The organism is Streptomyces sp. NPDC002870 (assembly GCF_042888505.1).
Lineage (GTDB): Bacteria > Actinomycetota > Actinomycetes > Streptomycetales > Streptomycetaceae > Streptomyces.
The window spans coordinates 1-11,847 of sequence record NZ_JBIAPW010000067.1 but is presented as its reverse complement, the minus strand read 5'-3'; the positions used below and the strand labels follow the sequence as shown (position 1 = coordinate 11,847).

The following is an 11,847-nucleotide window of genomic DNA, read 5'->3' as shown; positions in this document are numbered from 1 at the left end:
CCCAAAACACCGGAGGACGCTACCCGCCACCGGTGTGGGCTTTACGGCATTTGCAATCACGGCCCCCCCCGCTTTCCACCGGACCCCGGGGGCCCGGTCCGGCCGTTCGGCCGGACCGGGCCCACGAACGCCGCCCCGGCTCTCGCACATGCGAGGCGTCGGCGGATGACGGGCACCGGCCCGCCCTTGGGTGCCGGGGCCGCACGACGAAAGACAGGAGCGGATCGTGGCAGGCGACCAGAAGACCGTCCATCTCGACAAGAAATGGATGGAGGACTTTCTGAACGAGGAAGTCATTCCCTTCCGGAAGGAGCTGGAAGCGCTGCTCGATGACGAGCCGGGCCTGGGCCCGGGCGAAATGATCCCGTCCATGTGGAAGTTGATCGGAGGGATCGTCGAGCCCAACACCATGGAGCAGAAGAAACCGCTGGCCATCGGCGGCATGGCCGACGGCGACAAAGATACATTCGCGGGCGGGTCGCTCAACACAGGGCTCGAAGAGTCGGCAAAGTCCATCCACGAGGTGGTCGAGGATCAGATCAAACTGTTCAAGGCCGTCGAGGAAAACATACGCAAGGTCATCGACGAACTCCTTAGCACCCAGAAGGCCCAGCTCGAAGGGATCGACGGCCGGAAGTTCCTGGAGGAGATCGAGGACGTGACCGACATCCTCCAGCCGAACACGAACAACAACGACGAGTCCTAGCCGTTGCCCCACCCGACCGCGCTGTCCGCGCGGCATTTCAGTTCGATCGACGTGAAAGGCGCCTTGTGACTACTCCTGACGGCCCTAAGGATTACTGGAAGGATGTCATCACCGCGATCACCGGGTACAAGGTTCCGGACCGGAATGAGCTCTTCAGCGGGTTGATGGGCAACGACGGCATACCGCTCATGAAGGTGGAGATCAGCAAATCCAAGGGTGATTTCACGAGAGATACTCAGTGGCGCGTAGAAAACACCGACTATGTCCTTCCCTTTTACCAGAAACACGGAGACACGGCGAAGGAGTACAAGGCCCGCATCACTTTTCTGGGCACCCAGGTTGACAAGGATGGGGGGGTGTACATCCCGGAGGGTGTACGGGAGGGCTGGACCTTCCATAGTGGTAAACACATCAAGGAGTCGAGTAATCTCGACGGCTCCTGGGACAATACCAAGCTCCACCAGTACGCGTACGGGGCCGGAATGGCTCTGGAGGCCCTGCTGAATCGCAGGGAGGGAACCAGCGGCTTCTCCTACAGCGGAGCAACGGTACTCCCTGTCGACCAGGTGAATCTGGCCACCTTCGAGACAGCCACCCAGGCATTCGACCGGGTGGCGCGTTTCTTTCACTACCACGGAGAACGGCTCAACAGGTGGGAGGAGTCCCTCGGTAAGGAGGACGCGGCCTGGCTCGGCCAGGCCGCGGGCGTTTTCCGGGACCTTCTGCACCAGATCAACCGCACCTACGAGACCTTTTCTGAGCAGCTCCGGGTGACGAGCGGCGGTTCTGTGCAGGGCGAGCATATCAACCGGGCGAGGGAGACGTTGCGCAATGCCGGGTGGAGCCTGTGGAGTGCCTGGAACATATGGAGCGGCGAAAAGGAAGCCAATCCACTCCATATTCTTTACGATAACCTCGAAAATATCTATCAACACGTGTCGATCAATAATCACGGTGCGGTCATGCTGGAATCGGGTGATCAAACGGCAAAAGACTTCACAACCCCCTCCGAAATGCGGCCCCTGGGGTTTTTCTCCGAGGATGCCATACAGTTCGGCGGCCCGAACTACGGGCCGCTGAACGAAATGACCACCTGGAAGGCCATCGGCCAGGGTGCCATCGATCAGTGGACGAGTGGCTTGGAGCAGAGGCTTGGTTCCATGGCGCGCGAGGCGAACGCTTCCATCTTCAACGTGTGGAACAACCTCGGCCCTTTCCCCAAGCTCCAGGTGCGCACCGTAAACCTTTACGAGGAGTACACCAAGGACAAGAACGAGAAGAACGAGATCGAGACTAAGAAGAAGGAGGATGAAGCCGCAAAGAAAGAGAAGGAGATCGAGGAGGAAAACAAGGCCAAGGAGGCGGCGCTCAACGCTAAGTACGAGAAGGACAAGAAGGAAGCGGCGGAGAAGTACGAGAAGGAGAAGGCGGAAGCGGCGGCGAAGGAGGCGGCGGCGAAGGCCGAGGCCGACCGGAAGGAGGCGGCGGCGAAGGCCGAGGCCGACCGGAAGGAGAAGGAGGCCCAGGCCCGCTACGAGGCGGAGAAGAAGGAAGCGGCGGAGAAGGAGGCCGCCGCCCGGCTCGAAATGGTCCGTAGGGAGAAGGAGGCCAAGGACGAGCGCGAGCGCGAGAAGCTGGAGCAGGAGCGCAAGCAGGCCGAACAGGAGGCCAAGCAGGAGCGCAAGGAAGCCGAACAGAAGGCCGAGCAGGAGCGCAGGGAAGCCGAGCAGGAGCGCAAGCAGGCCGAACAGGAGGCCAAGCAGGAGCGCAAGGAGGCCGAGCAGAGGGCCGAGCAGGAGCGCAAGGAGGCCGAACAGCAGGCCGAGCAGAAGCGCAGGGAGGCTGAGCAGGAGCGCAAGCAGGCCGAACAGGAGGCCAAGCAGGAGCGTAAGGAGGCCGAGCAGAGGGCCGAGCAGGAGCGCAGGGAGGCCGAGCAGAAGGCCGAGCAGGAGCGCAGGGAGGCCGAACAGACCAAGCGGTACGAGGAGGCAAAGGGCGAGCAGGCGCGCAAGGAGGGCGAAGCCAAGGCGGAGTCGCGTCGCCGCGAGGCCGAGGCGAAGACTGAGGCGGAGCGCAGGGAGAAGGAGGCCAAGGGGGAAACGGCGCGGAGGGAGAAGGAGGCCAGGGCCCAGATCGACCGCCAGGAGGCGGCGGCCAAGGAACAGGGCGACCGGATGCAGCGGGAACTGGGGGGACAGCTCAACACACCCCACAACCCTGGCGACCTGGTGTCGGACCCCTTCGGCGACCGCGATCCGACGACCGGCCCCGGTACCGGGAGTACCACGGTCAACGACGACGGCACGGTCACCACCACGTACCCGGACGGCACCACCACGACCGTCGACCCGGACGGCGACACCATCACCACGGAGCGTCCCGACGGCACCCGGGACACCAGCCCGCTGGGTGACGACGATCTGATCTACAACCCGGACGGCAGCGTCTCCTCCATCAACGACGACGGCTCGCTGGTCACCGACTACCGCGACGGCACGTCCTCTGTGGTGGACCCCGACGACGGCACCGTCACCACGGTCTACCCGGACGGCTCCACGACCAGCGGCCACCTCGGCAACACGTCCGGGACCGGCCGCGACCACTGGAACTCGCCCTATGACACCTCCTACGAGGAGGAGCTGCACGACCCGTACAGCGACCCGCTGGCCGGCCCGGCCTCGTTGTACGGCAGCGGCTCCGGCGGGGAGAACGGCCAGCCGTCCACCGGCGGCCCGATGTCCCCGGGAATGATGCCGGGCGGCGTCGGCGTAAGCCGGAGCGGGGAGGGCAGCTCGGGGGAGCGCACGCGCGCAGTCATGAACGACGAGATCACCACCCACAGCCGGCGTCCCTCCGGTGGCGGGATCTACGACGACCCGGTGAGCATCCCGCAGCCCGGCAGCACCACCGGTTCTGCCATGCCGCCGATGATGCCCCCCATGGGCGGCGGCGGGCCCCAGCAGAACGGCAACGAGCGCAGCGACCGCGAGCGCACCTCCTGGGTGTCGGAGGAGGAGGACATCTGGGGCACCGACGAGGGCGGCGCCCCGGCCGTCATCGGCCGGTGACGCACACCACAGTCGTCCCCGGTCGTCCCCGGTCGAACCGAAGGCACGCACCGGCCGTAGCCGCACATGAAGGAGGTCACAGTGCAGGAGTCGTTGGAACAGCGGTTGGCCAGGGCCCAGGCGGAACTGGAGGCGACCGAGGCCGCCGTGGCACGGATCGAGAGCGATCTGACGGCGGCGACGCAGACCGTGACGTCACGCGATCGGTCGGTCGAGGCGACCGTAGGCCCACAGGGCAACCTGACCGGGCTGAACTTCCTCGACAACAAGTACCGCACCATGAGCGCCTCCGCGCTGTCGGCCGTGGTGATCGAGACGGTGGAGAAGGCGCGTGAGCGGATGGCACGCAAGGTCGTGACCGCGTTCGAGCCGCTGGCCGGCGACATTTCCGGACCATCGGGACTGGGGCAGCTCGACCTGGCGCAGATGCTCGGGGTGTCGCCCGACGAACCGCGCAACGCGCGCAGGCGGTCGGCGAAACCGCTGCACGACGAGTTGCACGAGGACCTGTGAGCACCGGTCCGCGGCAGGCGGCCGTGGACTCAGGAGGAAGCTCCGTGCGGGGCGGTGCCCGTTCCGCGGCTGCCGGGCTGCCGGACCTGCCGGACAACGAGGAGAGTTGATGGTCAGCGATTCTTACCACAGTGACCTGGAGCGGCAGAAGCAGGCCCTCGAGAAGATCGAAGAGGCGATCAAGTCCGGCGAGGAGCTCCTCGGGGAGTTCGTCGTGCGGTACGTCCCGATGTCGGACTGGATGGGCTGGACGGACGACTTCGCGATGCAGATGAAGTCGCAGAGGTTCTACGAGGGCATCACGGAGACGCTCGATCCCATGACCAAGTCGATCCGGGCGGCCTGGACAAGGGCGCTCCAGGTGTCCGTTGAGGTTCAAAAGCCCCAGCAGGGCGCGGTGGAGGACATCGAGCACGTCCGGCGCGAGCAGGGCGTCGGTGCCGAGGACGACGGGGCCTAGAACCAGGGCGGGCGTGGTCTGAGGTGGCGAATCGGCGGCCCGCCGCGGCCCGTTGACAAACGAGGACGGACATGAGTGACGAGCGTGACGAGACATCTCCGATTGCGCCCCCTGCGGATGATGCCGACAGCGGAACGGCCGCCTCCGCCGCGCAGCCGGTCGGATCGGACGCCGGACCGTCGTCCGTTGCCGCGGCCGGGGAGGACGACGTGACTGAGGCTGTGGCCGCAGTCCCCGGGGTCGGAACGGCCGACACCTCCGAGGGGATCACGGACGAGGAGGACGACGAGGAGAAGGACGAAGGTCCGCTCTGGCAGCCCGTCTCCTCGCCCGACGAGGTCCCCGACCCCCCGGAGGAGATCGCCAGGGCCGCACGGCTGGCGCCGGAGCACTACTTCTACATGCACGACCCCAACTGGAGCGGTGAAGGCGTGCCGCCGCCGTTCGCGACCGTCGGACGCTGGCGCTCGGACGACAAGGGCGAGATCGTCGACTGGGAGGACTACCGGGACTACCGGCCGTCCGCGCAGGCGCTGGGCTGGGAAGAGCCGGCCGACGAGACCGACGCCGCAGTGCATGCGGCCGTGACCGGTTACGGGCCGGCCGAGGCGGTGGCCAGCGCGCTGGTCACCGCGCACCTGGAGGTGTTCCTGGACGACGGCGGGAGGCCGAGCCGGTCCGAGGGACCCGAGGGCACCACAGCGATCCCCGTCTTCACTCTGACGCCCAGCCTGGCGGACGCGGACCTGCCACCGCACCGGCACATCGCCGTCCCGGAACTGATCGAGGAACTGGAGGACGGCGAGGAGGTGCTGTATCTCAGCCCCACGTCGCCGGTCAGCGCCGCCGTACCCCCCGACGTCCTGCGCCGGATCCTGGCCGAGGACGAGTCCGGACAGGCCGGGGAGTCCGGCGGGGAAGCGGCGGAGGCGGTACCGGAGCCGGTGCCGGGGACGGAGGTGGACGAACTGCCGGCACAGCATGACGTGGCCCCAACCCCGCCGCCGCAGGCCCTGGTCATGGACGGTGGGCTTGTCGGCGCAGACGCCCCGTGGGAGGCGTGGGCGGAAGGGGATGCCGCCACGGCGGCGTCCGGCTCACAGGGCGCGGAGGGCGTGCCCGGTACGGACGGGGACCTTACCGGGACGACCGCCGCCGACGCCGTGACGACCGCGCAGGAGACCGGGGTGGCCGGAGGGGCCGGCTAGTGCCCCGCTGGAGCGGTGCCCTGCGCCGCCTGCGGGGTGGTGAAGAGGACGGGGACGAGACCGAGCCGCGGAGGCGGCCCGACGCCGACCACAGCCCCGCCGGGTCCCCCGCGGACGCGTCGGTCGAGTCGCAGCAGGCGGCGGCAGGGGACAGCTAGCACGGTGCGACCGCCCGCCGAAGGTCCGCCAGATCCGCGACACCGCGGACTGCCACATGGCAGAGCACCGACCCGCAAGGTGTACCTCCTGGGGTCAGCGCTCGCGAAGCGGCCCAGCTTCGCGCGAGCCCGCGCCGCGTCGGTCGGCTCCACGCGGATCTCGGCGGTGGGGTGCGGCGCGTTCGACGCAGCGTTAGGAAAGCGCTGTGACCGGAGAGTTGTTCAAGGTCGCCGCCAGTCGGCTCAGTGCGCCTCGGGTGTGCTGGAGGACCACGGTGAGCGTGTGGGTGGGCTTCGTGCCGTCGGCGGGGTCGATGCCGGCCCTCAGCACTCCGTACGTGAAGGCGTCCTCCAAGGCCTGCCAGGAGGCGGCGATGACGTTCTCGCCGACGCCGACCACTCGCCGTTGCCTCTCGATGTGCCTGGGCGCGACCGGGCAGAAGAGGCAGGCATGAACCGATCGCGCTCCGCCGCCGTTGGGTCGGATCAGGGGACCACGAGCGAGTTTGCGGGGGCGAAAAAAGAGTCCACGCAGTCCCCGCAGGCGTGCGCCAGGTCTCGCGTGCCGGCGGTGGTCGGCCTCGCGTGGACTTGAGGCGGCGGACGGTGACCGGGCGATCGGCCCGCCCGCTCTCCCGATGCGAACGAAGGCAGAAATCTGATGCGGATCACTATGCCCTACGAAAATGCTCCGGCCCGCGAAGGCTCCGGCGGTCTGGCGAACCCTCCCAGCCCGCAGCATGTACGGCGATGCGCGGGTGCGTTGCTGCTTCTGATGCTCGGGGTGCTGGCGGGCTTGGTGGTCGCGGTGCCCATGGCCGCTCATGCCACACCTGCCCTGCTCCAGATCTATCCGGTTTCGTCGGTTCACCAGGCGCTGCCCGACAACCGGCTGACCGTCAACGGGAAGCGGATGTCGGTCATGGACTTCCCGGGATACGACATCGCGCAGTCGGCCACGGGAACGGGTACGGGCGACGACGCCCTGATCGGCACGGCGGCCCTGGTGCTGCACGACGTATCCAAGGGCGCCCATGTCCGGGCGCCGCAGGACGTTGTCAACGACTGGATGCCCGCTGCTGGGAATGAAGTGCCGTGGTGCTGATGGCACAGCACATACCCCACGCAGCCGCCCACTTCACCGGTCCACGCAAACCCGGCGCCCCATCCGTGATCATCACGATGGATCACCGGGGGACGGCACCGCTACTGCGGAGCATGACCCAAGCTGGACTGTCGCCGCCGCAGGTCCAGACATGGGGCTCACACGCAGCATACGAGCAGCTCCTGGCACGTCCACGTCCACGTTCGCTCGCGATCGTGGACGTGCCAAACCCTCGCTGGCTGCCGACTCTCCACCAGCGGATCGGTCCCCTGACCAGGCTTTCGCCAGTGATACTCCTTGTACCGAGCGGCGCTGATGCGGCGGCGCTACTCGACATCGGCGCTGCGAACGTCCTCGATCGGAACATGTCAGTCCGTGAGTTGGCCGCTCGGCTTCTCGCCGAGCAGCGCTGGCTCAGATCCACAGAGGCGGGTCCCACACCGGGCTCGCCGTCCTCGGAGAACCCGCTGTCCTCGTCACCGCGCCCGATACATCGCTCCCAGCGACTACTACTCTGCCTTCTGGTCCAGCACCGACAGCCGTGGTGCTGCCACGACCTCGCCTGGCTGCTCGGCACGCCCGAACAGCCGCTGCGGCGGCCCACGTTGCGTGCCCGGCTCGCCCGGCTCGAGCCCCACCTGGCCCGCCTCGGGCTGGAACTGTCGACGGAGGGAGGCTGGGGACGCACAAGGTACGAGGTGCGGCCACACACTCTCCGCATCGCCGACTCAAGCGGCCCTGGACTGGCGCCGAAGGGCTCCCTGAAGTTCCTCGGCACACGCCAAAGCAGCACCCACAACCAGGATCTCCGTTGCGGCCCACTGTCGGCGTGACATCATGTGGCCGACTGGCGTGTGACAAGCCGTTCCGCACCAATGGCCCGTTGGGCTTGACCCCTGATCTCGCACGTTGCGTTGAAGGACTCGGCGAGCGCGTTGCCCGCGCTGCTGCCGGCCGCACTGTCCGCTGGAGGACTCCGGAGAGCCTTTCGCGCACCAACCGGCGCTTCGGCACACGTTCCTTCATCTGGGAAGGATCGCCCGTCCGCTCTTGTCGAAACACGTCCTCCCGCCTACTGGCCGCAGAGCACAATGGTTCACGCATTCGAGTCAGAGGCAGGGGATCGGAGGCTTCGTTATGGCGCGGCGACACCACGTGGCGGAGGACTCGGAAGAAGATGGCGCATGGGATGCGCAGTGGGAAGGGGGAGACGGCACCGGGCTGCGGTTCACCGGCACGGCACCGGACTCCTCCGCCCGCCCCTTCGTGAGGACCCGCCAGGAGTCACTTGAGGATGACGAGTCACACTGGTGAACCAGGAGCGCGCCGAACGCGGCCTGGTGCGGCTGCACATGGAGGAGCGGTTGCGGATGTCGTCCCGCCACCACAGCCAGGACATGGCGGCGCGGAGCTTCTTCGCCCATCTGTCGCCTGACGGCGGAACGCCCGATGAGCGCATGCTGGCGGCCGGCTACCAGTATCCCGCCGCCGAGAACATCGCCATTTTCGAGCCGAACGCCATGGCCGTGGTGAGGGCCTGGATGAACAGCCCCGGACACCGCGTGAACATTCTGCATCCGCATGTCCGCGCGATTGGTGTGGGCATGTTCTTGGACGCTCGCACACGCCTCGCGTGGTGGACGCAGAACTTCGGATACGTGTGAGGAAGGCCTGAGCCGTGGAGCCGGGGTATCCGGTTGGTGCGGCTGCGCTGGACCGGTCTGCGTGGCGAGCGCCCTTGTGAACTGCGTCGGTTGGCCCCCGCGGCGGGCTGACGGGACCTGTTCAGCGCGGCGGAGAACGCCACGGCAAGAACACGACAAGATCGCACCAAGTGTTCGTGGGCAGGGTGACAGAACGCGCGGCGCCACGGCGAACAGCGGGTCCCTGCAGGAGAGGGGGCTGCCCGCCGCAGCGGGGCGCAACGACGTCGGCGGATTCTCGCGAGGCACGGCCACCAGCCTGCTCGCGTCTGCCGACGCGGCCCGGGCGGACGCTGCCGCAGGCGCCCTCCACAGCGACCCCTACCTTCTCACTCCAGGATTCAGCGGGCGGCGCAGCCTCACCCGACGCGGCCGCAGTGCCGGAGCCAATCCCGACGAGGCGACTCACGATGACGCGGCGCGCTTCTGAGTCGCTTTGCCGGAGGAAACAACCTGACATGGGACCGCCCGGCACGGGCCGTCCCTCACCCGGCAGAGGGACGGCCTGCGCGCGAAATGGGCTAACTAAGGGCTGTCCCGTAACTGCTGGTCGTCACTGATGGCGCTTCATGAAAACGGCCACCCCCTGCTTGGACTGGCCTCAGAGTTGCTCGCCCTGATGCCCCACATGGACGAGGGCTGTGAGACGTTGCGGCGGCCGCGGATTTCACCACGTGGCAGGGGCCTGCACGCGAAATCCTCTGGTATGTAGGCTCCTTGGGGTGATCGGATAGGCGCATGAGTCTTCCTCGTACCGGGGTGGCCGAGGTTGTCGTGCCAGTCCTCGTCCGTGACCTGACGCCCACTGATCTGCCGGCCTGTACGTGGTCCGGCTCGACCGCCCATCTGATGCAGGTGGAACGGGAGTTGGTGCGCGCGGCAGCGGGGGATGTGGACTATCTGGCGGTGTGCACCCCGGCCGATGTTGCGGTGGCGATCGGGGGCATCGACTACCAGGTCACGGCCGGCGTAGGCACACTCTGGCAGCTCGCGGTCCTCCCGGCCCTGCAGTCGTGTGGTCTGGGCACTACGCTCATCCGGGCGGCGGAGGACCGCATCAGGTCACGCGGCCTGCACAGGGCCGAGCTTGCGGTGGAGGAGAGCAATCCACGGGCCCGGGCCCTGTACGAGCGACTGGGCTACCTGGCCCACGGTCGCCGACCGGACGCCTGGGACGTCCAGGCGCCGGACGGCTCACTGCGCCGGTACGAGACCATGTGCACGCTGATGCACAAGGACTTGTCGTAGGGGGCGCCGCGTGGCGATGGAAGTGTGGGCACCGATCTTTTCACTCGCAGGCGTCGCCCTCGGCGGCGGCCTGACGGCGCTCTCCCAGCGTGCCACTCAGCGCTCAGCCGAACGGCTGGAGGAACGCCGCCAGGCAGCGGCCACCAGCGAGGCGCGCCGAGCAGAGCAGATGCAGGCGATCAAGGACTTCATCGCCTGCGCCCAGGATGCCGAACGGGCGGCCTACAGCCGTCCCGAGGCTTGGGGCGATGACGAAGACTGGAACAGTACCGCTTCGGGTGTCATGACCAGGCTTTGGATCGCTGAACGGCACCTCGTGCTGCTCAGCGACGCGGACCTGCACGCCCCTGCGCACACATTCGGTCGGGCACTCAACCAGGCGGTGTGGCGAGAGATCGGCGACGTCGAGGTCAACGAGCACCTCGAGGAACACAAGATCGCCTTCATGGCCGCAGCACGCGCGAGCCTCGCATCCCCTTGAGTCCAACCAAATTGGTGGGACCCCTCCGTTAGGAGCCGCCAAGGCGAGCGGCCTCCGAAGCCCGTCTCGAAACCCTGAGCAGCTGGGGTACGAAGAGCGACACTGGCCGGATTTCACAGGTTCCCATGATCACTGGAGAGCGACGCGCAGGTCCCGACTGTACCAGTGGAACCGTGTGCCGTCCTTGCTGTGCGGCTGCTTGCCGGGGGTGAATCCTGCCCGCCGCGCGACTGCGGCGGATGCGGGATTCTCCGGCTCCACCTGGATCACCGCCTCCTCCCCGCCCTCACTGGCCGCGTACTGGGACGCCAGGAGGACCGCCCGGGTAGCCAGGCCACGCCCCCTCCATGACGGATAGAGGCCGTAGGCGACATTCACCTGGCCCGGAGCCAAGCCCTCCCCTGCGAACCGCAAGTCGATCGTCCCCGCGAGTGCCTCGTCGGCGCCTACCCGGATTCCAAAAGCGCGGAGCGGCCCGGCCGTGTCCCACTGTTCCCAGCAGTGCTGGAAGTACGCTTCAACGCCCTCGCGCGTGCCGGGACCACCGTTGAGCCAGCGAACCAGCAGCTCATCCTCCCCCGTGAGATGCGCCTTCACATCGTCCAGGCGCAGCGGCGACAGAGTGATGATCCCGTCGGACAGCCTCACTTCATGCATCCGCCGATTCTTGACGCCGAAGCTGCGTCGCACCAGCGGATTCCGCGAGACGTCGCCCAGAGCTACCCCACCACAGGGGATGATCTTGGTGTGGCTGGTGTGATCACGGCGTCGGAGCCGTCTGGATAGCCCCGTTCACCGGGCTGAGTCCGCGCTGCTTCGCTCAAGTACGAGCCTGGATGGGCTTCCATAGATGAATTCTGGCCGCAGGTTGGCCGAACTCGGCTGTCGGCGACCTCTTCGCCCCGAATAAGGCCAGGGCACGATCCAGACCTGACATCGGCGGCATTCGTGCAAGTCAGGCCGTTGGTATGGAGAAGATCTTCTCCCAGATTCTCCCAGCTCTTGCAGCGGCTTGCTCTTGGGAGACCGAGCCAGCAGAGTCACCGTGGCCACCGGGTGTGCCTCCTCGCCTGCGGGACTAGACGAGCGGACCCCGCCCTAATAGGACTCCGTTAGGTCTTCCGGTCGGGCCTGATCGGGAGCATGTTGAATGGGTGGACGCACACGAAGTGAACCGTGTACGGGCGAAGTTGGCGC

The 11,847-nt window shown here is 67.2% G+C and carries 13 protein-coding genes; 10 read left to right on the top strand and 3 right to left on the bottom strand.

Annotated features, from left to right (window positions below):
- Positions 1-226 precede the first annotated feature (226 nt).
- The 6 genes from ACFYWY_RS37705 (at position 227) to ACFYWY_RS37680 (ending at position 6,113) form a co-directional block, all read left to right on the top strand.
- Positions 227-706, top strand: coding sequence for a type VII secretion system-associated protein (locus tag ACFYWY_RS37705; RefSeq protein ID WP_389195875.1), 480 nt, complete (start codon positions 227-229; stop codon positions 704-706).
- A gap of 65 nt (positions 707-771) precedes the next feature.
- Entirely contained in the window at positions 772-3,774 is a 3,003-nt protein-coding gene (locus ACFYWY_RS37700; RefSeq protein ID WP_389195872.1) for an AAWKG family protein, read from the top strand.
- A gap of 81 nt (positions 3,775-3,855) precedes the next feature.
- Entirely contained in the window at positions 3,856-4,287 is a 432-nt protein-coding gene (locus ACFYWY_RS37695; RefSeq protein WP_389195869.1) for a YbaB/EbfC family nucleoid-associated protein, read from the top strand.
- Positions 4,288-4,396: 109 nt separating this feature from the next.
- The gene (locus ACFYWY_RS37690; RefSeq protein ID WP_389195866.1) at positions 4,397-4,747 is read left to right on the top strand and encodes a hypothetical protein; all 351 of its coding nucleotides are present in this window, start codon (positions 4,397-4,399) and stop codon (positions 4,745-4,747) included.
- Positions 4,748-4,818: 71 nt separating this feature from the next.
- Positions 4,819-5,955 carry a type VII secretion system-associated protein gene (locus tag ACFYWY_RS37685; protein ID WP_389195863.1) on the top strand — a complete coding sequence of 379 codons (1,137 nt, stop codon included), beginning with the start codon at positions 4,819-4,821 and terminating at the stop codon, positions 5,953-5,955.
- The gene (locus ACFYWY_RS37680; RefSeq protein WP_389195860.1) at positions 5,955-6,113 is read left to right on the top strand and encodes a hypothetical protein; all 159 of its coding nucleotides are present in this window, start codon (positions 5,955-5,957) and stop codon (positions 6,111-6,113) included. The genes ACFYWY_RS37685 and ACFYWY_RS37680 overlap by 1 nt, the downstream gene beginning before the upstream one ends.
- A 193-nt stretch (positions 6,114-6,306) precedes the next feature.
- On the opposite strand, the gene ACFYWY_RS37675 is transcribed toward ACFYWY_RS37680, so the two are convergent.
- On the bottom strand, positions 6,307-6,513 hold the full coding sequence (locus ACFYWY_RS37675) for a hypothetical protein (protein WP_389195878.1): 207 nt from the start codon (positions 6,511-6,513) through the stop codon (positions 6,307-6,309).
- Positions 6,514-6,786: 273 nt separating this feature from the next.
- Here ACFYWY_RS37675 and ACFYWY_RS37670 point away from each other — a divergent pair, with 273 nt between their 5' ends.
- Positions 6,787-7,218 (top strand): hypothetical protein, encoded by a 432-nt coding sequence (locus ACFYWY_RS37670; protein ID WP_389195857.1) that lies wholly within the window; start codon positions 6,787-6,789, stop codon positions 7,216-7,218.
- Positions 7,219-7,727: 509 nt separating this feature from the next.
- On the opposite strand, the gene ACFYWY_RS37665 is transcribed toward ACFYWY_RS37670, so the two are convergent.
- Positions 7,728-7,856, bottom strand: a complete 129-nt coding sequence (locus tag ACFYWY_RS37665) for a hypothetical protein (RefSeq protein WP_389195854.1) — start codon at positions 7,854-7,856, stop codon at positions 7,728-7,730.
- 672 nt (positions 7,857-8,528) lie between these two features.
- On the opposite strand from ACFYWY_RS37665, the gene ACFYWY_RS37660 reads away from it, so the two are divergent.
- The 3 genes from ACFYWY_RS37660 to ACFYWY_RS37650 all read left to right on the top strand — a co-directional run bounded on the left by ACFYWY_RS37660 (position 8,529) and on the right by ACFYWY_RS37650 (position 10,650).
- Positions 8,529-8,882: a CAP domain-containing protein gene (locus ACFYWY_RS37660; RefSeq protein WP_389195851.1), complete on the top strand. Its 354-nt coding sequence runs from the start codon at positions 8,529-8,531 to the stop codon at positions 8,880-8,882.
- Between the two features lie 777 nt (positions 8,883-9,659).
- The gene (locus ACFYWY_RS37655; RefSeq protein ID WP_389195848.1) at positions 9,660-10,169 is read left to right on the top strand and encodes a GNAT family N-acetyltransferase; all 510 of its coding nucleotides are present in this window, start codon (positions 9,660-9,662) and stop codon (positions 10,167-10,169) included.
- 10 nt (positions 10,170-10,179) lie between these two features.
- The gene (locus ACFYWY_RS37650) at positions 10,180-10,650 is read left to right on the top strand and encodes a hypothetical protein (protein WP_389195845.1); all 471 of its coding nucleotides are present in this window, start codon (positions 10,180-10,182) and stop codon (positions 10,648-10,650) included.
- 129 nt (positions 10,651-10,779) lie between these two features.
- Here ACFYWY_RS37650 and ACFYWY_RS37645 read toward each other — a convergent pair whose 3' ends face one another.
- On the bottom strand, positions 10,780-11,307 hold the full coding sequence (locus ACFYWY_RS37645; protein ID WP_389195842.1) for a GNAT family N-acetyltransferase: 528 nt from the start codon (positions 11,305-11,307) through the stop codon (positions 10,780-10,782).
- Between the last annotated feature and the right edge of the window lie 540 nt (positions 11,308-11,847).

Bases quoted from the DNA above. Each gene is read 5' to 3' on its own strand.
- ACFYWY_RS37690 (WP_389195866.1), top strand. From the start codon at position 4,397: ATGGTCAGCGATTCTTACCACAGTGACCTGGAGCGGCAGAAGCAGGCC.
- ACFYWY_RS37685 (WP_389195863.1), top strand. From the start codon at position 4,819: ATGAGTGACGAGCGTGACGAGACATCTCCGATTGCGCCCCCTGCGGAT.
- ACFYWY_RS37670 (WP_389195857.1), top strand. From the start codon at position 6,787: ATGCCCTACGAAAATGCTCCGGCCCGCGAAGGCTCCGGCGGTCTGGCG.
- ACFYWY_RS37655 (WP_389195848.1), top strand. From the start codon at position 9,660: ATGAGTCTTCCTCGTACCGGGGTGGCCGAGGTTGTCGTGCCAGTCCTC.
- ACFYWY_RS37645 (WP_389195842.1), bottom strand. From the start codon at position 11,307: ATGCATGAAGTGAGGCTGTCCGACGGGATCATCACTCTGTCGCCGCTG.